Annotated in this window: 25 protein-coding genes; 8 read left to right on the top strand and 17 right to left on the bottom strand. The window is 41.6% G+C overall.

The window, feature by feature from the left end; all coding sequences use genetic code 11:
* The 14 genes from VGA95_02060 to VGA95_01995 form a co-directional block, all read right to left on the bottom strand.
* Positions 1-394, bottom strand: a 394-nt coding sequence (locus tag VGA95_02060) for a hypothetical protein (protein ID HEX9665320.1), incomplete at its 3' end; no start/stop codon positions are given.
* A gap of 695 nt (positions 395-1,089) precedes the next feature.
* Positions 1,090-3,786 (bottom strand): pitrilysin family protein, encoded by a 2,697-nt coding sequence (locus VGA95_02055; protein ID HEX9665319.1) that lies wholly within the window; start codon positions 3,784-3,786, stop codon positions 1,090-1,092.
* A 136-nt stretch (positions 3,787-3,922) separates the two neighbouring features.
* The gene (gene pssA, locus VGA95_02050) at positions 3,923-4,720 is read right to left on the bottom strand and encodes a CDP-diacylglycerol--serine O-phosphatidyltransferase (protein ID HEX9665318.1); all 798 of its coding nucleotides are present in this window, start codon (positions 4,718-4,720) and stop codon (positions 3,923-3,925) included.
* Positions 4,717-5,373, bottom strand: coding sequence for a phosphatidylserine decarboxylase family protein (locus tag VGA95_02045; protein HEX9665317.1), 657 nt, complete (start codon positions 5,371-5,373; stop codon positions 4,717-4,719). The genes pssA and VGA95_02045 overlap by 4 nt, the downstream gene beginning before the upstream one ends.
* On the bottom strand, positions 5,373-6,389 hold the full coding sequence (gene ilvC, locus VGA95_02040) for a ketol-acid reductoisomerase (GenBank protein HEX9665316.1): 1,017 nt from the start codon (positions 6,387-6,389) through the stop codon (positions 5,373-5,375). The genes VGA95_02045 and ilvC overlap by 1 nt, the downstream gene beginning before the upstream one ends.
* A 3-nt stretch (positions 6,390-6,392) precedes the next feature.
* Complete coding sequence (ilvN, locus tag VGA95_02035; GenBank protein HEX9665315.1) at positions 6,393-6,890, bottom strand: acetolactate synthase small subunit; 498 nt, start codon at positions 6,888-6,890, stop codon at positions 6,393-6,395.
* Between the two features lie 88 nt (positions 6,891-6,978).
* On the bottom strand, positions 6,979-8,685 hold the full coding sequence (gene ilvB, locus VGA95_02030; GenBank protein ID HEX9665314.1) for a biosynthetic-type acetolactate synthase large subunit: 1,707 nt from the start codon (positions 8,683-8,685) through the stop codon (positions 6,979-6,981).
* Between the two features lie 34 nt (positions 8,686-8,719).
* Positions 8,720-8,932 carry a DUF465 domain-containing protein gene (locus VGA95_02025; GenBank protein HEX9665313.1) on the bottom strand — a complete coding sequence of 71 codons (213 nt, stop codon included), beginning with the start codon at positions 8,930-8,932 and terminating at the stop codon, positions 8,720-8,722.
* 4 nt (positions 8,933-8,936) lie between these two features.
* Positions 8,937-9,620, bottom strand: coding sequence for a tRNA (adenosine(37)-N6)-threonylcarbamoyltransferase complex dimerization subunit type 1 TsaB (tsaB, locus tag VGA95_02020; GenBank protein ID HEX9665312.1), 684 nt, complete (start codon positions 9,618-9,620; stop codon positions 8,937-8,939).
* Between the two features lie 53 nt (positions 9,621-9,673).
* Positions 9,674-10,804, bottom strand: a complete 1,131-nt coding sequence (locus VGA95_02015; GenBank protein ID HEX9665311.1) for a type IV pilus twitching motility protein PilT — start codon at positions 10,802-10,804, stop codon at positions 9,674-9,676.
* Positions 10,804-11,847 (bottom strand): recombinase RecA, encoded by a 1,044-nt coding sequence (gene recA / locus VGA95_02010; protein ID HEX9665310.1) that lies wholly within the window; start codon positions 11,845-11,847, stop codon positions 10,804-10,806. The genes VGA95_02015 and recA overlap by 1 nt, the downstream gene beginning before the upstream one ends.
* A gap of 18 nt (positions 11,848-11,865) precedes the next feature.
* Positions 11,866-13,107, bottom strand: coding sequence for a competence/damage-inducible protein A (locus tag VGA95_02005; protein ID HEX9665309.1), 1,242 nt, complete (start codon positions 13,105-13,107; stop codon positions 11,866-11,868).
* A gap of 63 nt (positions 13,108-13,170) precedes the next feature.
* Positions 13,171-13,623: a phosphatidylglycerophosphatase A gene (locus tag VGA95_02000; GenBank protein ID HEX9665308.1), complete on the bottom strand. Its 453-nt coding sequence runs from the start codon at positions 13,621-13,623 to the stop codon at positions 13,171-13,173.
* Positions 13,624-14,115: a methylated-DNA--[protein]-cysteine S-methyltransferase gene (locus VGA95_01995; GenBank protein HEX9665307.1), complete on the bottom strand. Its 492-nt coding sequence runs from the start codon at positions 14,113-14,115 to the stop codon at positions 13,624-13,626. It abuts the gene before it with no gap.
* 195 nt (positions 14,116-14,310) lie between these two features.
* Here VGA95_01995 and VGA95_01990 point away from each other — a divergent pair, with 195 nt between their 5' ends.
* Both VGA95_01990 and cysS read left to right on the top strand, forming a co-directional pair.
* Positions 14,311-15,120 carry an SDR family oxidoreductase gene (locus tag VGA95_01990; GenBank protein ID HEX9665306.1) on the top strand — a complete coding sequence of 270 codons (810 nt, stop codon included), beginning with the start codon at positions 14,311-14,313 and terminating at the stop codon, positions 15,118-15,120.
* Between the two features lie 51 nt (positions 15,121-15,171).
* Complete coding sequence (gene cysS, locus VGA95_01985) at positions 15,172-16,608, top strand: cysteine--tRNA ligase (protein HEX9665305.1); 1,437 nt, start codon at positions 15,172-15,174, stop codon at positions 16,606-16,608.
* Here the strand turns inward: cysS and VGA95_01980 are convergent.
* Positions 16,605-17,573 (bottom strand): radical SAM protein, encoded by a 969-nt coding sequence (locus VGA95_01980; GenBank protein HEX9665304.1) that lies wholly within the window; start codon positions 17,571-17,573, stop codon positions 16,605-16,607. The genes cysS and VGA95_01980 overlap by 4 nt on opposite strands.
* Before the next feature lie 181 nt (positions 17,574-17,754).
* Here VGA95_01980 and VGA95_01975 point away from each other — a divergent pair, with 181 nt between their 5' ends.
* The 5 genes from VGA95_01975 to cimA all read left to right on the top strand — a co-directional run bounded on the left by VGA95_01975 (position 17,755) and on the right by cimA (position 22,285).
* Complete coding sequence (locus VGA95_01975; protein HEX9665303.1) at positions 17,755-18,039, top strand: hypothetical protein; 285 nt, start codon at positions 17,755-17,757, stop codon at positions 18,037-18,039.
* Between the two features lie 84 nt (positions 18,040-18,123).
* Positions 18,124-18,420 carry an alkaline phosphatase family protein gene (locus VGA95_01970; protein HEX9665302.1) on the top strand — a complete coding sequence of 99 codons (297 nt, stop codon included), beginning with the start codon at positions 18,124-18,126 and terminating at the stop codon, positions 18,418-18,420.
* Positions 18,421-18,843: 423 nt separating this feature from the next.
* Complete coding sequence (gene tsaE, locus VGA95_01965; GenBank protein HEX9665301.1) at positions 18,844-19,338, top strand: tRNA (adenosine(37)-N6)-threonylcarbamoyltransferase complex ATPase subunit type 1 TsaE; 495 nt, start codon at positions 18,844-18,846, stop codon at positions 19,336-19,338.
* A complete protein-coding gene (locus VGA95_01960; protein HEX9665300.1) occupies positions 19,290-20,513 on the top strand; it encodes an aspartate kinase in 1,224 nt (407 codons plus the stop codon). Before tsaE ends, VGA95_01960 begins: the two co-directional genes overlap by 49 nt.
* Positions 20,514-20,683: 170 nt before the next feature.
* On the top strand, positions 20,684-22,285 hold the full coding sequence (cimA, locus tag VGA95_01955; protein HEX9665299.1) for a citramalate synthase: 1,602 nt from the start codon (positions 20,684-20,686) through the stop codon (positions 22,283-22,285).
* Positions 22,286-22,362: 77 nt separating this feature from the next.
* On the opposite strand, the gene VGA95_01950 is transcribed toward cimA, so the two are convergent.
* Complete coding sequence (locus VGA95_01950; protein ID HEX9665298.1) at positions 22,363-22,782, bottom strand: type II toxin-antitoxin system VapC family toxin; 420 nt, start codon at positions 22,780-22,782, stop codon at positions 22,363-22,365.
* Complete coding sequence (locus VGA95_01945; GenBank protein HEX9665297.1) at positions 22,769-22,987, bottom strand: hypothetical protein; 219 nt, start codon at positions 22,985-22,987, stop codon at positions 22,769-22,771. The genes VGA95_01950 and VGA95_01945 overlap by 14 nt, the downstream gene beginning before the upstream one ends.
* Positions 22,988-23,488: 501 nt before the next feature.
* Between VGA95_01945 and VGA95_01940 the strand changes: the two genes are divergently transcribed.
* Positions 23,489-23,901, top strand: a 413-nt coding sequence (locus VGA95_01940) for a helicase (protein HEX9665296.1), incomplete at its 3' end; no start/stop codon positions are given.

The raw sequence follows: 23,901 nt of genomic DNA, 5'->3' as shown, positions 1-23,901 counted from the left end.
CTTTTTCCCCTCTTTCCTTCTTAATAACTATTGACTGTAAGTGACTTACCACCGCTTGGCATAGAGGATGTCCTAGTATTTGTAAATCGAATTTGCTTAACAATAAATTAATATCCCCCGTATCTAGAAAATCTCGCATGAACATTAAACGTAAACTTTCATCGGTTAAGTTATTCATTATCTCATTATTGGATAGATCTTCTAATTTGTAATGTAACTTATATTTGCCTATTAATTCTCCAAAGCTTGGTAGCCAAAATTCATATTTCGATTTCCATTTCTCTAATATAGACGTTGGGAACAATTCGATTGAGTTTGGCTTTTTTTTAGCATTTTTTTTGGGCTTTGTACGATTTCGGTGGCCGTTCTTGGCTACAACTTGGCTACGGTTCATTGGTTAATTATTGAAAAGTGTAGCATAGGAGTGAACAAACGTACAGGGATTACTAAGCTTATAATGCCCTTTAATTAAAGGTGTTTTGTGCTCTTACTTGTTCAAGATTGGTCGGGCGTGCTACCGATGGGAAGGGATTAAGAGTCACCTGCTCTACCTAACTGAGCTAGCAGCCCTTGTTTTCAAATAAATTTCTATAGTTATTAGCTCCCAGTGGAGAATTTTATTATAAATACGATATCTTCAAAATCAAATCTATAGTTTTCTCCTGGAAGCAATAATGGTTAAAGGATTTTAATCCTGCATCGCGCCAGCCGATGTCTGTTAATAACACAACCTGGGTGGAGTCTGAGACCTCATAGTTGTCAATTACCTGTACGCCGGTTTATCAGAAGGAGCCAGGGGAGGACTTGCCTCTGTTTGGCTGGCGTTGTACCCATCCTACTATCAGCGGGGTCGGTACTTAGCCCTACACTCTAAACTCTTCCCAAGACTAATTTGATAAATATACTACACTTAGACATTTTTTAAGAACTAAGCACTACTTTCTCCATGTCTTTAGGTCTTAAATTGGTATAAAGTAAGGACTGACCCCGAGACACTCATGGAACGGCGACCTTTAGGCCGCCTTAGTGGTCTTACTAGAGCAGGCGCAGTAAGAAAAGGATCATCGCGGAGAGTAAATTTGACAGAATCTAACTACTCCCTTCAGACTTTACGATTGCGAGAGTATATTTGTCCAGGTCTATGTACTTATTGGCAACCCTTTTTACATCCTCCCTTGTCACGGAGAAAATCTGCTCCGGATATTTCTTATATTCATCCCATCCTACACCATAAATCTCATCAAACGCCATTTTCCCAGCCTGGGAAGAGTTTTGTTGCAGACCAATTTCAAAATTACCAACAAGATAATTCTGTGCCCGCTTTAGCTCATCTTCGGTTATGCCTTCTTTTAATACACGTGCCAGCTGTTCTTTTATACCCGCTATCGCATCATCCTGCTTCTCTGGTGCACTTCCGATATACACTCCAAAAAATCCCGGCTCTAGACCCGCGGTCAGAAATGATGTAACCGTATACGCAAGGCTCTTCTTATCCCGAAGTTCAGTAAATAACCTTCCCCCCTGACCGGAGAGCACAGCATTCAACACCTCAATGGGATACTCATCTGGATCTCCCAGGCTCGGCGCATGAAAACCCATGATCATATGGGTCTGGGCTTTGTCTTTCTGATCAACTATTTTAGTCCTTATATCAAGAGGCGGAGCTTCAGGCTTTATATCGGGTGCCAATAATTGTCCTTTTTTCATCTTCCCGAAGTGTTTCTCAACCTCCCTTATGACTTCTTTTTCATTTACATCACCCACAATTGCAACAACCATATTTTCAGGATGTGCGTATTTTTCATAAAAGGAAACCAAGTCCTCTCGATTAATCCTATTAATTGTCTCTGGGGTACCAAGGACATTAAATCTATAGGGATGAACTGTATAGAGGGTACTGAGAAAGTAATTAATAGTGGTCCTTACAAGGTCATCCTGTTCACGATTAATTTTTGAGCTTATGTCTCTCCTCGCACGCTCGATTTCAACCGGGCTGAATGATGGATTCATGATAACATCGGCGAATATATCCGTCGCCTGAGCGAAATATCGACTAAGGGCTTCAACAGTTACACCAAAGCTGTTTCTTCCGGAAAAACCGCTTACCTCGCCGGCAATTGACTCGATTCCCCTGGCAATGTCCTCCGCACTTCGCGATTGAGTTCCCCTTGTTAAGGTCTCCGAGACAAAATTTGATACGCCGTTCGTGTTCTCATCCTCATACCTCACGCCGCCCAAAAAAACTGCCCTGGCTGCAAATAAAGGTACCGAATGATTTTCCTTTACCAAAACTGTCATACCATTATTCAGGACGACCTTACTAACCTTGTCGGATTGGTCGGAATTGATAGGTGATAACTCTCGTTCAATAGCGGCTGAAGCCTCATCCGCTAGCTCTTTTATCTCCTCTTGATTCAACGTGACCTTGCCGGTGGGGAATAAGATACCTGCATTAAGATTCCGGTTATTTAAATATTTTTTAGCTGCGCGGATAATATCTTCCGGACTCACCTGAGAAATCCTATCCAGGTATTCATCCTCGTATCTATAATCCCCTGCCTCAACCTCAAAGTATCCAAGCTTCTGCGCCTGGCCTTGCATAGTTTCCTTAGCGTAGATGGAATTGCTTTCTATATTTATTTTTGCCCTAGAAAGCTCTTCGAGGGATACAGGCTCATATTTCAGCCTGTTTGTCTGTTTAATTATTTCAGACAAAGCCTCCTCGCTCTTTTCAGGGTCTACAGTGCCACCGATCCCAAAAAGCCCTGAATGCTTAGGGGTAAAAGAATAAGCATACACATTAGTCACGAGTCCATTTTCTTCTTTAATCCTTCTATAGAGCCTCGAACTTTCTCCACCACCTAATATACTGGAAATAACATCAAGCACCGCCGAATCTTCATGTCTAGCATCCGGAATATGGAAAGCGAGTGAAAAATAACCCTCCTTGACATTTTTATCAACTACAAAAGTCCTAATCTCTTTCTGCTCAGGTTCTTTAGGAATCACACACTCAGGTACGACCCTTGGCTTAATCTTACCAAATGTGCTTTCAATTTGATTGATGGCTTCATCGGTGTTGAAATCTCCAACTAAAACGAGCACCATGTTACCTGGTGAATACCACTCATTGTAAAAATTAATGACCCTTTCGCGTGTAAAACTATTAACACTCTGTTTTGTTCCAATCACAGGTCGCTTATAAGGGTGAACACTATACGCTGTCGAAAAAACCTTCTCACTCAATACTCTCGCCGGCGAATCCTCGCTCCGTCTTATTTCCTCCATCACAACCTCAAGCTCCTTGGTAAGCTCGTAGGGATCAAATGTGGAATTTTCCATTGCATCAGATAGTACATCGAGAGCGGTGGGAAGAAACCTGCTGGCAATGGCAACGAAATAAACCGTTTCATCAAAGGACGTAAAAGCGTTGATATCTCCGCCATCCCCTTCTATCACCCTTGCGATTTCTCCTACATCTCTACGCTTTGTACCCTTAAAGACCATGTGCTCATGTACATGGGCAAGCCCGTATTCTCCCTCCTGCTCACAAGCGCTTCCGGTCTTTACCCATACATTCACGGCGACCACCGGTGCAGAGTGATTTTCTTCAAGAATCACCTTTAAGCCGTTATTAAGCTGAATTTTCCGTACCCCTGTTACTATTTCACCTAGCGAATCATTTTGAATCACTTGCGCTTCGTTTACATTTATACTCATACCATTCTCCGGATTAAAATTTAGACTTATCATTATACCTGAGAGAATGATGAGGAAATATCTCATAAAAAGCCTCCATACAGGACTATAGATATAAAATCGTGGGAATACAGTAACTTACAAATATAAAGGGCTACTTAAATTAGCTCTACTAAGATCAATTTTATAAAACCTTCCTATAGAATAAACAGTAAATATATGTTTATTCCGCAGCAGCATCTTCTGAAATAGGCGACTTCCTATTTAGTTGCTTCGCAACATATAAAATCAGACCGGCTATACTATAAAGATAAACAATCAATATAACCATTATTTCCGGATTAGTCACAAGAGCAGCTATGATGATAGAAGAGACCACTAGAGCATTAAAAGGACCTGCCAACCTGAACCTTGGATATTTCCAGTATGGAATGTTGCTTACCATCAAAAGCCCCACAAATGGCGCAGCTATTAAGTAAAACCATGCCATAAATTGAGTGGGCTCAATCCTGAATTCCGAAAACAGCAAAATAGGTGAAAACATCAGACCGGCAGCCATCGGGCTGGGTAACCCTGTAAACTTGTATTTTTCCAATTTTGTTGATTGAACATTAAACCTCGCTAACCTTAGTGCCGTGCATACCATATAAAAAAGAACAGCCATAAGCCCAAATTTGCTGGCATTCATCAGGGACCATGTATAAATTAAAATACCCGGAGCCACCCCAAAAGAAACTAAGTCTGAGAGAGAATCATACGAAATACCAAATTCGCTCTCGGATTTAAGCAACCTCGCTAGCTTACCATCAAACATATCAAGAACCACGGAAAAACCTATGAATGCCGCTGCCCACCAAAACTTGTTGTAAATAAATTCATCTGAAAACTCCTGAAATCCCTGAATAGACACTATCTGTAGAGAAGTCATAATAGAATATAGACCTAGGAACAGGCTCCCCGTTGTAAGAATGTTTGGTAATATAGGTATGACTCTCTGTCCTCTGGTCTTCTTTTTTTTCATTCTTCTCCCTCTTTCAACCATCCAATTATTGTTTCTCCACCCCTTACAAAATCCCCAACATTGCAAGTCACTTCACAATTGAGCGGGAGGTATATGTCGACCCGTGACCCGAATTTGATCATGCCAAACCTCTCACCCCTTCTAATTTGACTCCCGATAGCAAGATATGAAATAATCCTGCGGGCCAGGAACCCCGCAATCTGAACGAGGACTACATTCTCTTTTTCTTCTGACTGGATCAGCGTAGAAAGTCTTTCGTTCTGGCGTGAAGCAGTTTTTGAGTAAGCTAAACTAAATTTCCCTTTAATGTATTTTGTGCCTAATACAATCCCGTTTAAGGGAGACCTATTTATATGGCAATCAGTTATTGATAAAAAGATACCGATCCGTTTCATCTCTTTACCTAAGAATGTTTCCTCAAAAGCAGGTGATACCTCGACAATCCTTCCATCCGCCGGGGCAACTAGTGCATGTGGATCCTGAGGTATGGACCTATCGGGATCTCTAAAGAAGTATGCGATAAACAAAGTTATTACCAAGAAGATCACAGAAATTATCACAAACCCAAAAAGACCCGTAATCCAACACAATATGCCAAAAACGGCTATGTAAACAAGTCCTTCAGAAGCAATTTTTACCCTATTTAAGCTCATCAGTTTTTTGCTTTGTCTACAAGCTTCTTCTTAAAGAGAGAGCTCATCATCCCCCGGAGTCTTTCCCCTATTTCTTCTATAGGGTGTGCTTCTCCTTGTTTAAGTAGAGCATTATACACGGGACGCCCAGCGCGGTTTTCAAGAATCCATTCCCTCGCAAACTCACCAGATTGTATGTCTTTGAGTATCCTTTTCATCTCTTTCCTTACATCATTATTTATAACCCTCGGTCCCCTCGTTATGTCACCATATTTCGCCGTATCGCTTATCGAATATCTCATATTTGATATCCCACCTTCATAAATCAGATCTACGATTAACTTTACCTCATGAAGACATTCAAAGTATGCCATCTCCGGCGGATATCCGGCCTCGACCAGGGTCTCATATCCAGAAAGTATCAATGCGGTAAGCCCTCCACAAAGTACCGTTTGTTCACCGAAAAGATCGGTCTCAGTTTCATCCTTAAATGTAGTCTCTATTATTCCAGCATGTCCGGCCCCCAGGGCCCCCGCATATGCAAGTGCAAGTTCCTTTGCCTGACCAGAAGCATCCTGCTGGACTGCCACCAGCACAGGAACTCCCCCACCGTGAGCGAATTCGTTACGGACGGTGTGTCCCGGAGCCTTCGGAGCCACCATAAAGACATCAACATTCGGGGGCGGTACAATTTGACCATAATGAATATTGAATCCATGACTGAAGGCAACCGCTTCACCGGCCCTAAGGTTAGAACCGATGTGGTTTGAATAAATTTGCGGCTGGCTTGTGTCTGGTGCTAGCATCATGATAATATCGGCCCACTTACTCGCCTCATCAACTGGAAGGACCTTAAATCCGGCGCCCTTAGCCTTCTCCCAACTACTGCCTCCCTCCCGGAGACCGACTACAACATTCATACCGCTCTCTCTGAGATTTTGCGCATGTGCATGACCCTGGCTACCGTATCCAATAATCGCGATATTCCTTTTCTTCAAAATTTCAATATTTATATCTTTATTATAGTAAACCTGCATTTTTCAACTCCTTCGTTTAATTATTTGAGTCTCTCTTATCATAGCAACAGTACCAGTTCTGGCGATCTCATTTATCCCCAATGGCGTTAAAAGGTCGATAAACGCAGTAACCTTATCTTTATCCCCTGTTAGCTCAAGTGTATATGACTTAGGACCAACATCAACTACTTTTGCCCGAAAAATATCGGCAGTCCTGAGTATCTCTGCCCTTGTTTCCTGAGTTGCCTCTAACTTGACAAGTACCATCTCTCTTTCAACACGTGTTAGAGGAGTGAGGTCCCTTACCTTGATAACATTAACCATGTTGTTAAATCTCTTTATTATTTGTTCAATTATCCAATCATCCCCACTGGTGACAAGTGTGATACGGGAGGTATCGGGATCCGTGGTTTCGGCAACGTTTAAGCTTTCGATATTGAAACCCCTCGCGCTAAATAATCCGGCGATTCTGGAAAGAACACCGGGCTCGTTATCTACAAGAAGTGAAATAGTATGCCTCACTAATTTTAGACCTCCGATACTTTAAGAGGGAGTTAACCAAGGAATGAATATAAGACTACTGATTCCCCTTTCTAACAATTGGATATCATTATGCCATGTCAACTGGATCTAGAATCATCTCGTTCATTGCACCGCCCGGAGCTATCATCGGATAAACCATTTCCTCACAGTCTACAACAACTTCGATAAGCACAACACCCTCAGAAAAGATTCCTTCCCTCAGGGTGGCTTCTAACTCGTCGGGCCTTGTAACCCTTAGTCCCTTAGCACCAAACGACTCCGCTAGCTTAACGAAATCCGGAAGCACTTCGAAATAGGATCCTGAATAATTGCTATTAAAAAACAACGTTTGCCATTGCCTCACCATACCATGATGACGATTATTTAATAGCACTATCTTTATATCCATCTTGTTTTCAACGGCTGTCGCAAGCTCCTGCATGTTCATTTGAAAGCTTCCATCCCCTGCCACACTTATCACTAATTCGTTGGGTTTTGCAAATTTCGCACCCATGGCAGCCGGAAAACCAAATCCCATAGTACCGAGTCCGCCAGAGGTGATGTGGGTTCTTGGCCTTTTGAATTTGTAGAATTGAGCAACCCACATCTGATGTTGACCAACATCGCTGACAATGATTGCGTCGCCATTAGTAATCTTAGACAGCGTATCTATCGTATATGTTGTTAAGATCTTATCCCCATTTTGATTATAGGTGAGTGGATGATTCTTCGCCCATTCATTGATTTGGCCTAGCCACTCTCTCCTATCAAATTTTATCTCGCCAGGCAGAAGATCCAAAAGCTGCCTCAATATATTTTTTGCATCTCCAACTATAGGGCAATGAACCCTAATATTCTTATCTATAGTCGATGGATCGATGTCGATATGTATGATTTTCGCGTTAGGTGCAAATTTCCCGAAGTTCCCTCCCGTTGCCCTGTCATCGAACCTCGCACCGATCGATAAAACCAAATCACACTCGTGGACTGCCATGTTAGCAGCATAAGAACCGTGCATCCCCACCATACTGATAAAAAGAGGATCATCAGAGGGATAAGCACCCAGTCCCATGAGGGTTAGAGTAACCGGGATTTGAAGCCTATGAGCCAGCTCTTTAAGCTCTTCAGTTGCTTCACCCCAAATTAAACCACCACCTCCAAAGATCAGTGGACGCTTTGCCGAGAGCAACATTTCAACCGCACGCTTAATCTGACCTGGATGACCCTTTATGGAAGGTTTATAACCCCTCAAATTTATCTCATCTGGAATCACAAATTCGTCCTCACCGATTAGAACATCCTTTGGCATATCGACAAGAACGGGACTTGGCCTTCCTGTACTAGCAATATAAAAAGCCTCCATCATTGCACGCGGCAGATCAGCAGTTTTCCTAACAAGATAGTTATGCTTAGTGCACGGACGTGTGATTCCGATATGATCAGCTTCCTGAAATGCGTCGCTCCCAAGATAAGGGGTAGGTACCTGTCCGGTAAATACGACAATAGGTGATGAATCCATCTGAGCAGTGGCAATACCAGTAACGGTATTCGTCGCGGCAGGCCCGGAAGTGCAAAGCACAACCCCCGGCCTTCCAGATGCCCTGGCGTATCCATCCGCCATGTGTGTTGCGCCCTGTTCATGCCTTGCCAGGACGTGTCTTATGCGACCATTTGTGTACTGAGGCATTATGTCATACACCTTAAGTACGTACCCCCCGGGAAGACCGAATATAATGTCTACCCCCTCGTGCAACAAGGTCTCAAAAAACATCTGCGCTCCCAACATTCTTGCCATGCTATTTCTCCCTAAAAGACTTTATAACAAATAATCATTTTAACCTACTTATCTTCATCTCCATCTGATCTTTGAGCGATAACTTAATCTTTTTCAACTTCTTAATCTCTAATTCATCATCAATGCTAATCGAATCCTTTTCTTCCAGTCCTTTAACTATATCATCTAATTTCCTGTGTTCAAAATATAGCTTTTTAAATTCCTCATCACCCTCCAGCAACTTTTCGACTATATTTAAATCCTTCATGCTTTCACCTCTCTTTTGATATTTCGGCATCGGCCTTACTTAAATATTGAGGAGAGAATTGAGAAATCTCCCCTTTATTGTCACCACTCATTTTATTTATGGCAACTTGAGCACAATGAGATGCCTTTGGAAAATTAAAACTAGATGTGCAAAACATTGCATGATTTCCTAGAGACTTCTCTATAAGATCCCTATATAACACCGCTCCATTACCAACAAATATTGTCCCCTCACTTATCATCGCGATAAGTTCAACCGGATTAATAAGACAATCTTCCTTTAGCCTTATGGGCTCATCGCCAATGCATTTGAAAAAAGCCGCATAGACCTGTTTTCTTCTTGCATCAATGATAGTGCATATTGTATATGGCGTATGAAGTAAATTTCTCGATAAAACCTCGAGGGACGAAACCCCAACAATAGGTATCCCAAGAGAAAATGCCATACCCTTAGCAGTTGAAATCCCAACCCTGAGAGAAGTGAATGAACCCGGACCGCTTGAAACAGCTATTCCTTCAATATCATTCCTCTTCATACCTGCTTCTCGCAGAAGCCAATCCACCATTGGCAGGAGCTTTTCGGAAAGAGAGGGACCGACATTCAAAAAGATCTCTCCAAGAATCGTATCGCCGTCTATTATAGCGACGCTCCCAGAATGGGTTGAAGTCTCAATACCTAAAACTCTCATCTATGACGAAGAATACAAATAAGCTTAACATAAATTAATATTTCTTTTTAGGTTTATTGGGCAGTACTCTTTTCCTGTTCAAGCCTGCTCAAGGAAGCGGAGCCCGATGTAACACCGCTGATTCTGAGTGCCAGATCATCCTTATTTGTTGCCTGCCTCATAGCCTCATCATAACTTATTAGATTCTCTTTATAAAGATCATACAAGCACTGATCAAAGGTTTGCATTCCGTAATGTAAGTAACCCTCTTCAATAGCTGTCCTTATTTCAGGTGTTTTTGTAGCATCAGATACACACTCTCTAATCCTCGACGTCGCGATTAAAACCTCAGCAGCGGGAACCCTTCCTTTGTTATCAGCCCTTGTCATCAATCTCTGTGAAATTACAGCCTTTAAAACCTGGGCAAGCTGATAGCGAATTTGGTTGTGCTGGTGAGCAGGAAATATAGCAAGGATTCGGTTAATGGTTTCCTGGGCATCAAGCGTATGAAGGGTAGTTAGTACAAGGTGTCCTGTTTCAGCGGCTGACATCGCTATTGCCATAGTCTCGAGATCGCGCATCTCTCCGACAAGAATCACGTCCGGATCTTCCCTGAGAGCAGACCTCAATGCATTTGAGAAAGAGAATGTATCAATCCCGATTTCACGCTGATTTATATAACTCTTCTTGTCTACCTGCAAATATTCTAGTGGATCCTCAATCGTAATTATATGCCTTGCTTTGGTCGAGTTAATATAATCTATAATAGCAGCAAGAGTGGTTGATTTACCGCTGCTCGTGGTTCCAGTGAGAATAACTAAGCCTCTTTCCTCTTCCGAAATCTTCTCTAGAACAGGGGGAAGGTTAAGCTCTTTAAAACCCCTTATCTGGTATGGGATTGATCTAATAGCACAAGCTATACCTCCTCGTTCCTGAAAAACATTCATACGAAACCTTGAAAGGTTTGGAATGCTATACGCAAGATCCAATTCTTTATCTCGCTCAAATCTCTCTCTTTGCTTATCGTTGAGAATGGAGTATATCAACTTCTGAAGTTCTTCATTCGAAAACTCGGGTGCATCTTTTACAAATATCAATCTACCTTCAACTCTTAAAGCGGGCCTGCTCCCTGCCTTCAAATGGACATCCGAAGCACCAACCTTAAAAGCACCTGTAAGCAATTCATCAATTAAAGATTCAGTCATTATTCCTCACCAAGCTTGGTTTCGTTTTTAATACCATAAATCGAGAGAATCTCGGATCTAATCTTTTCTGAAACCTCAACATTCTCCTTTAAAAAAGCCCTAGCATTCTCCCTTCCCTGACCCAATCTATCATCACTGTAAGAAAACCATGTACCACTCTTATCAATCACCTTTAATTTAGAACCAATATCCAATAACTCGCCTTCGTAAGAAATTCCACTACCAAATAGTATATCAAACTCGGCATCTCTGAAAGGCGGGGCTACCTTGTTTTTTACGACTTTAGCCCTCACTCTGTTTCCAGAAACTTCTTCCCCATCCTTTATGGAACCGATCCGTCTCACGTCTATTCTGACAGATGCATAGAATCTTAACGCCGTACCCCCGGTTGTTGTCTCGGGATTCATGTAAGACGGAACTCCGATTTTCATACGGGTCTGGTTGACAAATATTACTATCGTGTTTGACCTGCCAACAGTAGCTGTGATTTTTCTCAAGGCTTGAGACATGAGTCTCGCCTGAAGTCCGACATGGGAATCTCCCATCTCCCCCTCTATTTCAGCCCTTGGAGTAAGCGCTGCAACAGAATCAACAACTATAAGATCCACTGCTCCACTCCTTACGAGTGTGTCAACTATCTCGAGTGCCTGTTCTCCAAAATCCGGCTGGGATATTAGAAGATCATCCGCTTTTACACCCAGCTTCGCTGCGTAATGAGGGTCAAGAGCGTGTTCGGCGTCAACAAAAGCCGCGATTCCACCGAGCTTCTGTGATTCCGCCAGGGCATGAAGAGCAAGAGTTGTCTTGCCTGAAGACTCCGGTCCAAATATTTCTACCATTCTACCCCTTGGAAGTCCCCCAACACCGAGAGCCAGATCTAATCCAATGGAACCAGTCGGGATTACAGACATCTCAGGAACTGGCGAATCTGAGCCTAATCGCATTATCGAACCCCGACCAAACTGCTTTTCAATCGATGAGATCGCGAGATCTATCGCTTTTTCCTTGTTGTTCATTTCTTTTAGAGATGCTTCTTTAGACATAGTATGATATACTGCGAATTATACACCATTTGAAATAAATTTTCTAATCAAATCAAGTGCAGCTTCTGAGGTTATGATTTTTATTTCCTCCCTTGTTCCTCGAAATTGATATCTACGAGAAAATGTCTCTTTGTTCTTACACGAGATCCCTATAAACACAGTGCCAACTGGCTTTTCGGAAGAACCTCCGGTTGGCCCGGCAATTCCGGATACCCCTACTCCCAAATCCGTATTTGCAAGTATCCTCACTCCCTCTGCCATTGATTGTACAACTTCGGCACTAACAGCTCCTTTTGATTCAATCAATACGTTATCTACGCCAAGTACATCTACCTTAGACTCGTTACTATAAGAGACTACACCCCTTTCAAAATACTCAGAACTCCCTGGAACATTTGTAATCCTATGTGCCAAAAGTCCTCCCGTACATGACTCAGCTATTGCAAGTGTAAGCTTTTTTCGTTTTAATATGTCCCCTACCACTTGCTCCAGCTCCTCTCCTTTTGTCGAAAACACATAATCGCCAATCCGGTTCGAAACCTCTCTTTCTATGCAATCAAGAAGGTCATTAACCACTTCATCTCTATCAGCTTGAGCCGAAATTCTCAAATGAATCTCGGGGAAATGAGATCTATAACCTATATAAATACCATCTTTCCCAATTCCTTGAAGTTTTTCGGCAACCTCAGACTCTCTTAACCCAAATGTTTTTATGAGCATTGTTCTAATATTGGGTCGATCTACGCTTCTACTATTCAACTCAGGTACTACATACTCGTCGACCATGGACCTAAATTCTTTAGGTACCCCGGGTAGAAAGAAAAATACACTACCAGATCTCTCGTATTGGAAACCGGGTGCCGTTCCCCAGAAATTTTTTAGAAGCTTTGATCCGTGAGGCAAATATGCCTGCTTTTTATTGATTTCTGACAACTGTCTGCCACCCTCTCTAAAATTCTGTTCTAACATCTCCAGTGCGAGATGATTGAGCTCGAGTTCTACGCCAAAATATATCGAGGCAACCCCTGCACTCAAATCATCAGAGGTGGGACCTAGACCACCCGAAACTATTATCGCTTGAGCCCTATTTTCTGCGTTGCGGAAGGCCTGCATCAGATCTTCTTCGTTATCTCCAACAGTAGTATGGAACTTAAGATCAAAACCCGTGCTGGAAAGCCTCTCTGCTGCCCATCGGAAATTTGTGTCCAGTGTCAGTCCGCACATCAACTCATTACCCGTAGTTATAATCTCTATTTTCATCCAAATGCCCTTTGATGATAAAGTTACCGCTAAATTGTTCACATCGATATCATTACAATTTATTTACCCCGATACTCTGGCAAATATTTGAAGTAAGATATTCGCATAAATCCCCGCAAGCACATCATCAGCTACAATGCCTAAACCACCTGGGAGCGTTTCCGACCTTCTTATCGGAGGAGGTTTTAAAATATCAAAAAATCTGAACAAAAGAAAACCCAATGCAATATTAATTATACTTGGAGGGATCAAAATCATTGTAACCAAAAAACCGCAGACCTCATCAATCACGATGCTACTCGGGTCTGAATCTCCTAATCTGATCCGGGCAACCTCTGAAACCCAAACAGAAAGTATTATGAATACGATAGTAAATAAAACATATTCTAAATTGGAAAAACCAGAAATTAAATAGAAGAGTAATACCGCACCAAGAGTGCCAACTGTTCCCGGAGCGACTGGTGAATAGCCGAGATAAAAGAAGGATGAAACTAATATTGAAAGCCGCTCTTTCACTTATGAAATTGACCCTTCAAGCCTAAGCAGCATCTTCTTTATTTCAATACCTGAAGAATAACCTCCAAGCCCCCTCGAGGAAACGACCCTGTGGCAGGGTACAATTATCGGTATCGGATTTGCGCCAACTGCATTTCCCACAGCCCTTGCTGAGTTTGGATTTCCTATTCTCTTTGCTAATTCATTGTATGAGATAACCTGTCCGTAGGGTATTTCCAACAAGCTCTTCCAGACCGAAACCTGAAAAGGCGTACCCGGTAATGCAACCGGATTGCTTTTGAAATGTTTAAGACCGCCATCTAGGTATAACTCCAACTCCTTCGCCGACTCTTCGGCTCGTCCACCTTCAACTAGTCTTTTTTCATTTAAATTACTTTTAAAATCCATAAATCTCTCGTTCCCAAAAATCAGATTTGTTATGCCCTTCTTTCCACTAATGATAAAGATATCTCCGATTGATGTGCTAATATTTGAATAGCTTAGTATGCTCATTGCTTTGCCTATCGCTAAATAGTAATCATAATTGACAAAGCATTGTCAATATATGATCAGGGCTGGAATGTTGGGGGAGATTTATACGCCTTGAATTTCATCATAAAGTGCGTAGAATCTGTATGGCTAAAATGTATTTTTAACAAATACTGAGCATGTTTGAGCTTCAGGTGATCACCGGGAGGAGGAAACTTTTTGACAACTGACAATAGTCTTATGGATCAGTGGGCACTCATCCTTGGTGCATCAAGCGGTTTTGGTGAAGCAACAAGCCTGGAACTCGCCGGCGCTGGATTGAACATATTTGGCGTTCATCTCGACAGAAAATCCACATTACCCAAGGTAGAAGAGATAATAAATCAAATAAACAATATGGGAAGAAAGGCTGTTTTTTTTAACATCAATGCCGCCGATGCGGAAAAAAGAAAAGAGACCATAGATGCTATTGAAAAAAATATAAGGGAAAGCGGGGATCGGAAGGGCATCAGAGTTTTTCTTCATTCTCTGGCCTTTGGCACTTTAAGATCGTATATAGCCTCTGATCGTAAGGATATGCTCGCGGACTCAAATATGAACATGACTCTAGACGTGATGGCCCACTCCCTTGTTTATTGGGTTCAGGAACTTGTTCTAAGAAATCTGATTATCGAGGGCGGAAGGATATTCGCCATGACAAGCGCCGGAGGGCACAGGATCTGGCCTACTTACGGAGCTGTATCAGCTTCAAAGGCAGCGCTGGAATCCCATATAAGACAGCTTGCCGTAGAGCTCGCTCCACGAAAGATAACAGCTAATGCTATCCAGGCCGGCGTGACAGAGACACCAGCCCTAAAAAAAATTCCCGGAAACGAAATAATCATAAGGCATGCCCTTCAAGTAAATCCTGGCGGAAGGCTTACGACGACAAAGGATGTCGCTCAAGCTATAGCTGCTCTGTCGGTGTCAGCCACTCATTGGATCACGGGGAACGTGATAAGAGTAGACGGTGGTGAAGACCTGATTTAAATTTCAAAAACGAAACCCCAAAACAAAATTCAGCAAAAACACTCACGAATCATGGACGAAAAGATAAGGCTTTTTAACACACTCACTGGCAACAAAGAAGATCTAATCCCCATCGAAGATAACAAGATCGGGATATATGTTTGCGGCCCGACAGTCTATGATTCTCCTCATCTCGGTCATGCTAGAGCTGCCGTGATGTTTGATGTTATGACAAGATTCTTAAGATTAATTGGATATGAAGTAACTTATGTAAGAAACTACACCGACGTTGATGACAAGATCATCAAAAAATCGATAGAGACGGGTATCCCATCTGAAGAAATTGCTAATACCTACATCGCTGAATACAAGGAAGCAATGGAGTCCCTCGGTGTCAGGGCTCCAAATTACGAACCAAAGGTCACCGAACACATACCCGAAATAATCGAACTCATAAGAAAGATCATTGACATTGGTTACGCATATAAGTCTGGGGGAGACGTATTCTTCTCGATTAAGAAATTCAAAGATTATGGAAAGCTATCTAAACGATCCCCAGACGATATGCTCGAAGGTGTCAGGATTGACATAAACGAGCAGAAAGAGGATCCACTCGATTTTGCGCTCTGGAAAGCCGCAAAACCCGGAGAACCAAACTGGGATAGCCCGTGGGGAAAGGGACGACCTGGATGGCATATAGAATGTTCGACGATGAGTATGAAGTACCTCGGAAACACCTTCGAGATACACGGTGGCGGTAAGGACCTGATTTTCCCACACCACGAGAATGAAATAGCCCAATCGGAAGCTGCGACAGGTGAGCAATTCGCTAAATATTGGTTGCACAATGGCCTGATTCAAATAAATCGAGAAAAGATGTCCAAGTCCCTCGGGAATATAATTAATGTCATGGATGCACTAAAGAGATGGAGTAAAGAAACAATCAGGTTATTCTTTCTATCACACCAATACCAAAATCCCGCGGATTTTTCCGAAAAAATCATGGACGAATCAGAGGCCGCTCTTGAGAGACTCTATATAACACTGAAGCGACTGAGGGATTTGAGGAACGGAAATGATAAAAAGGATAATGAATTGGAAGAACGAACTGTCGCATTTAAGCAACAATGGATGGAAGCTATGTGCGATGATTTCAATACTGCGGAAGCGATAGGCAACCTTTTTGATTTGACTAAAGCGATTAACAGATCCATTGACACTCATGGAGGGACAAGAACATTAGATCTAGCACTGACCGAAATCAAGAATATTGCCGGCGTCTTCGGTATCCTTGAAATTGATCCCGACGAATACCTAACCGTAGAGAAACTGAGCAAGATTAAATTAGACATAACAGAAGAGGAAATTAACAGGTTAATTGAGGAAAGAGCAGAAGCAAGGAGGGATCAAAACTGGCAAAGAGCCGATGAAATCAGATCGTATTTACTATCAAAATCAGTAATACTGGAAGACAAATCTCACGGGACAATCTGGCGAATTAAGAATTAAATCCATATACCCATATACTCAAGGCTTCTCTTAAGATTAATAGGAGTTTCAGTTTCTCCCCTACAACTATACCAGCAAGCGGTACATTTTGTCTTATCGTATAGCCCCGGGCGATATTCACTGTAGTGAGCAGTAACCGGCATCTCCGAGCACCGTTTCAGGTGGCCACTGGGCGTTACCTGAATCATATTAATCCCGGCAAAGCAGTCCGGAACACCTCCCCTCTCAAAATAATCAGGTATCTCTCTCAAATAATCTTCAGTGGAAAGAATCGTACCCTTCCATCTTCTTCTAAGGCCAATGATTTTTTCAACAACTGCTTTGACCCTCTCGGCTTCCTCCCTCTTAACGAAATGAGACGAATTGTTCGTTTTCATGAAAGAATAAGAACTGAACGAAACGCATATACCCCATTCCCTTGCTCTATGGGCGATATCAATAACCTTATCCAGATTATCATTCATGATGATTGTGTTCAGGGTTATCCTCTTTCGACCAAACTCTTTGCCAAGCTCTGGGAGCAGGGTCGAAACATGATTCCATAGTCCTGGTATTCCCCTGTATTGATCATGCATTTCTCCAGGAAAGTCAAGGGAAACGGCAATCTGGTTGATGCCTGCATCAAATAGTTGCTTGGCCTTCTCATAGTCTAGAAGATCACCCTTTGTCACCATAGATACAAAAATACAAGAGGAAGCTTTTTTTATCTGCTTTACTATATCAGGAAGATCTTTCCTCAGCATCGGCTCACCACCCGTAATGACAGTCACGAGGGGATTTATTTTCCTGATAACAGGCGTATAATCAGTGAGTCTTATCTCGTGTTTGGTTTGCCAGTAATCACAAAAGTCACAGCGGGCATTACAAAGCTTCGTTACTTCTAAGTTAACCAGCTTTGGTCTCTTCGTAACCCTATTGTATATAAGCTTCCCCCCACCGAAAGCAATTTGACGGAATGTGAGCATCAACAAATTATATACGTACACCGAATAACTAATCAAGTGCCGCGAAAAATTAGTTTTATGTAAGTTACTTCTTGACTTGGCTATAAAATTTAGTTTAAGTTGTACCAGTTACTATTTACAGATTTTTTTCGGCTCACACTCTTAGACAATTTTGAATCGCACATCTATTGAGGAGTAAAAAATGTCAAAGAAGACAATAACCGTTGAAATGTACCAATGCGATCATGCAGATGAAAAAGGCAACAGGTGCATAAACGAAGGCGAGAGGCAGGCAATTAAAGAATGTGCCATGTGTAAGAAAGACCTATGCAGTAGACATTATGAAATGCTAACGGTCTCCAGGATGGGAGGCGGAACCGCGCTCTCGTATTTTTTCTGTAGCGATCATGCGCAAGAATTTATCAAGACGCTGGCAAAAACTTTTGGAGACACGAGCCCCGTTCCATACGCTGGCATGGCGAAATAAGAACATTATTGAAGCATTAGTCAACCATAATATTTCCCTATAAAAAGCCCATAGATTTCACACTGTTATCTGAAAGATACACAATTGAAAAAGACTTTCTTTGAAAATTTTTCTAAATGTCTTCTAGCATTTTTAATCGTCTGCACCTGCCTAGCTAGGGCAGATTCAGAGGCAAAACTCGCATTAATCATCACAATCGATGGCCTAAGACCAGACGCCATCTCAGAGACTCACACCCCGAATTTATATTCCTTAATTAAACTAAGTTCATACACGCTAAACGCAAAGACAATAAAACCTAGTGAGACAATCCCCGCCCATACTTCGCTGATCACGGAGGCAAGGTTAAAAGTCATGAAGGAACAAACAAAGAAAACATAAGAATTCCCTGGATAGTCCTCGGAAACAGGGTTAAGCACAACCACAAAATCAAAAAACGGGTAATCATCTATGATACAGCTCCGACAGTCCTTTCGGCTCTGGGAATTGAGCCACCGACGGACTGGGATGGAGTACCAGTCAAAGAAATATTTGAGAGTAATTAGAAGTAATTAGCAAGAATAATATTATAATTCCTCATGAACCCGGTAGGTCGCTCATCATTCTTAAAGCTTTAATTATTTAAGTAATAACTGTGTCATCATTGATATGTATTGTTGTGTGATTATATTGATCTTGTTACTGTGAAAAATATAAAAACTCGGAGCGGGTTTCAATTTTAGTGCTAAGGAATTTACTGGAAATTAGGAACGAAAATTCACCTTTACATTATTATCACGCCCAATATCAACGAAAAATAATTATATGGCAAAGGAATGTGTTATTTATTCTTCAAGTGAAGAAGAAACAATTAAAATAGGTGAAGAGCTAGGAAAATTACTCAAGCCCGGTACTATTATTGGGTTAAACGGTGAACTTGGAACCGGTAAGACAGTTTTTGTGAAGGGAATTGCTAGAGGGTTGAATACACGGGAAGAACCGAATAGCCCAACTTTTGTTATTATGAACAAGTATGAGGGAAGGATACCTCTTTACCACTTTGACCTTTATAGGATTTCGTCGGCAGAAGAACTCGAAGGAATAGGCTATGAGGATTACTTCTATGGAAATGGCGTAACGGTTGTAGAATGGTCGGACCGAGTGAAGGGAATTTTTCCAGATAAGACTATTAAAATTGGAATAACGATTCCGGTTGAACCCGATCATAACGCCGAGACTATAAGAAAGATTAATATTGAAGGTAAGGATAGATGGCTCTCATCGTTCAAAAATACGGTGGAACAAGCGTCGCAACGATAGATAAAATAAGGCGAGTCGCTAAGCACATCGTAAATTCCAAGGAAAAAGGCGATGATATTCTGGTTGTAGTATCTGCTATGGGAGGTGAAACCAACAGATTGATAGAGCTTTCCAGATCAATCATGGATCCTCCTGACGAGAGGGAATTAGACGTAATCACATCGAGTGGGGAGCAGGTATCTTCAGGATTATTGACAATGATGATAAAATCTATGGGATATGACGCTATTTCATTTCAAGGTCATCAGGTAAGGATTATAACAGATAACGCTCATTCGAAAGCTAGAATAGTAAGGATAGATGATGAAAAGATAAAGAAGGCACTCACCGAGGGTAAGATAATAGTGGTTGCCGGATTTCAGGGCGTAGAGGAGGAAGGTAATGTAACTACACTTGGAAGGGGAGGCTCTGATCTTACAGCAGTTGCCCTTGCTGCGGTGCTAAATGCAAGTTGTGAACTTTATAAGGATGACGTTGACGGAATTTATACCATAGATCCTGGTATATGCGAGAATGCTAGAAAATTAGAAAAGATTTCTTATGATGAAATGTTAGAAATGTCGAGCTTAGGTTCCAAAGTGCTCCAGGCAAGAGCAGTCGAGTTTGCAAAGAAATACCATGTACCTATCCATGTACGTTCTACGGCAAAACCAGACGAGAAAGGAACTTGGGTTATAGAGGAGGAAGAAATGGCGGAACTGGAAAAGATAGTTATTTCTGGTGTAACCTATGATAAGGATCAAGCAAAGATTACAATAATACACGTCTCTGATCAGCCAGGTATAGCAGCTAAGTTATTCAATCCTCTTGCTGACGAAGGCATATTGGTAGATATGATTGTACAAAACGTAAGCACCGAGGGATATACAGACATGACTTTCACGGTTCCCAGAACGGATTTCAAGAAAGCCATAAAAATTACCCAAGGCGTAGCGAATGAATTAGGTGCCAAGGCAGTAACCTCTGATGATAAGATTGCCAAGGTGTCCTTGGTAGGAGTCGGTATGAAAACTCACTCAGGTATTGCATCAAGGATGTTCTCCGTACTTGCACGGGAAGGGATAAACATTATGATGATAAGTACGTCTGAGATAAAAATTTCTTGTGTTATTGATGAGAAATTTACTGAACTGGCTGTACGCGCGCTACATGATGAGTTTGAATTGGGAGATTGAATTAAGCCACGAAGGCACTAAAGCACAAAGGTAATTATGAACGTTGAAGAAATCAGGGGTCAGGAGCCAGAAGAAAAGATCTCTAGCTTTCACCTTCTGACTTCTGGATTCTGAATTCTATCTTTGTGTCCTAGTGCCTTTGTGGTTAAAAAATTGTTTGGGAAAAGAAAATGCAAGAGAGATTAGTGAAAATTTATGATGTGACTCTCAGGGACGGTACACAGGGAGAGAACATTTCATTTTCCATACACGATAAGATCCGAATAGCCTCCAAACTCGATGAGCTAGGAGTTCATTTTATTGAAGGTGGTTGGCCGGGTTCAAATGAAAGGGATGAAGGCTTTTTCAAGCAGGCAAAAAAACTTCGACTTAGAAAATCCAAGATCACAGCATTTGGTAGCACAAGGAGGGTAAATAAAAAACCAAGTGAAGATGAGAATATTCAAGCGTTACTAAAAGCTGAGACACCCGTGGTGACGATTGTGGGTAAGAGCTGGGATTTTCATGTAAAGGAGGCATTGAGAATTACCCTCAAGGAGAATTTGGACATAATTCATGACTCTATTCAGTACCTGAAAAAAAGAGTGGATGAAGTCTTCTTCGATGCAGAGCATTTTTTTGATGGGTATAAAAAGAATTCAAAATATGCTCTAGAAGCGATCGAGACCGCGATGGATGCTGGGGCAGATGTTGTGGTTCTATGTGATACAAACGGAGGAACACTTCCCTGGGAGATAGAATCAACCGTTAGGGATGTGAATTCACAACTTGCAAATCCTCCACTCGGCATACATACACACAACGATGGTGAGTTAGGTGTTGCAAACACGCTCTATGCAGTAAGAGAAGGCGTTAATCAGGTTCAGGGTACTATAAATGGATATGGCGAGAGATGTGGTAACGCTAACCTATGTTCAATCATACCGAACCTGAAGCTAAAGCTTGGGATATCGTGCTTAAGCAATGACGAAATTAAGAAAGTTTACGAGGTCTCGCACTTTATTCACGAACTCACAAACCTCCCCCCAATCAAACATCGACCATTTGTCGGTGAAAGTGCCTTTGCTCACAAAGGAGGACTGCACGTCAGTGCAGTCATGAAGAGCGCGGAAACGTATGAGCATATAAACCCTGAGATTCTCGGCAACAGGAGGCGCGTGCTTGTTTCTGATCTTTCAGGCAGGAGCAATATAATATATAAAGCCAAAGAACTTGGAATTCAGCTAGACCCCAGTGATAAAGGGGTACACAAGATACTTTCTGAACTTAAGAAATTGGAAAATCAAGGATACGAATTTGAGGGTGCAGATGCATCTTTTGAATTGCTAATAAGAAAGACACTTGGTCAATATAGGAAACACTTCGAACTTAATGGCGCCAGAATAATCGTAGAAAAACATAGAGACGATGAAGAGCCAATCTCAGAGGCCACTGTGATAGTACAGGTCGATGGAAAAACTGAGCACACAGCAGCTATTGGGAATGGTCCCGTAAATGCACTTGATAATGCGCTTCGAAAAGCCCTCGAGAAGTTCTATCCCGTATTAAAGGATGTCAAGCTGAAAGACTATCGTGTCAGAGTCGTTTCAAGCCAGAAAGGCACAGACGCAGTGGTAAGGGTTTTAATCGAATCCGGTGATGGTGAGAGCGACTGGAGCACGGTTGGTGTTTCAGAAAATATAGTCGAAGCAAGCTGGAAGGCCATGGTCGACAGCATTGATTATAAGCTATTCAAGGAAGAAGCGAAAAAAGCCAAGAAAGCCAGAGGATAGATTTTTAGGAGGTGAAATAACGAGGCAGCTATTTTCAGATAGCGTAGCCGACCCCATCTTAACTAACTAATAATTCCTTACAGAACCATTAGGTTGAAATGCGTTAACTTTCTTATAATCTCAAAGTCATCGCTGTTATTTGTAATTACTGTAGCGCCATTACTTCTAGCCGACATAGCAATCAGCGTATCGCTCACTAAGTCTCTAATCTTCCTGTAACCAAAGCCATATCTCTCTATTAAGCCATTAAGAATCTTTCCCGACTCTATCCAATTCCGCGGCGTAGGATTAATTATGCCTAAATGTCTCTCCATTTTTGTGATAAGTTTCTTTTCCTCTCTTTCAAGGGCTCCTGTATATAACTCGAGCAGAACCACAGAACTATTTCTAATGATGAAGCTTTTATTGATTTCGCTAAGTTCCTCTTTGTACAAACCATAGCGAAAAAGATCTATATAAATGTTGGAATCGATGATACCAATTTTAGCCCTGCTCATTACCTTTGCCGAAAGCAAAACCCTTAAATCTATATTTTCCAGCGCTCTGTTTTAGCATGCGCTCAAACCTTGCGCGATGAATTGTTTCTTCAAGTGCTTTTTCTATTGTTTCCGTTTCTGTCTTAGCGCCTAAAAATCTCTTGGCTTCTCTAATCAATCGAGGATTTAACAGATAGTGCTTTGCAACCTTTTTCGCTTTTTTCATGATTACCTCCAATAGTTATTCCAATACGTTATGTACATAGAATTACAAGACCATGTACATTAAAAAATACGTCACAATCAATGAATTGTCAATAAAATTTTTATCTTGTACAGCTATGATGTAGCAAAAAATAATTATTACGTTCTTCGTACTAGAATTTTTCTTTATCTTGAATTTCCAGAATTAATGGTGACGCAGTCCCCTTTCAAGCAGTAAATAGACATGTAGCGGAGGACTTTAGTTCTCCACTTATCTTCTCATCGATAATGAAAAGAAGGAAGAGGGCAAGAAAGCTGAAGTTCATGACAAAGTAAGAATCGAAAATAATTTAAAACATAGCGGGGAAGAAGAACAGACAGATAAATAACTCATTTATCCACGCCTGACCCCCATCCACTTGTTAATAATCAGGTTCAAAGCGTGTTTGGTGTTCGTCAAAGGCATAATGTATTATTAGATAAGTTAATGAAAGCATTGATAATTTAAGCGTTTAGAGTAGTTATGCAACTACATACCGGGTTTACAATTGGTGATAAGGTAAGGGTTGGGGAGAAAATAGGTGAAATTATTAAAATAGATCACCGAGGCAACACTTCTATTTTTAAGGTTGCGTTTGAAGAAGGTCCAGCAAAGGATTTTGTTTCTCCACCTACCAAGATAGACAAAATACTTTCTCCCTTGGAACAACTGCAAAAAAATATTTTTGATTCACCTCTTCATTTTGACTTACACTATGAGGCTACTCGCCTCTCATTGGCCTATGCCTATGATCATCTTCTTTCCCTATCTTTCACAAGAACAAATCTTGAACCTTATCAGGTCGACGCTGTGTATAAGGCTCTCAATACCTATAAGAATAGAATCCTGATTGCTGATGACGTTGGCTTAGGAAAAACGATTGAAACAGGAATGTT

The sequence above is a fragment of the Thermodesulfobacteriota bacterium genome (assembly GCA_036397855.1).
Taxonomy (GTDB): domain Bacteria; phylum Desulfobacterota_D; class UBA1144; order Nemesobacterales; family CSP1-2; genus DASWID01.
Note: the sequence above shows the minus strand (reverse complement) of the source record. Positions and strands in the feature narration are given on the sequence as shown.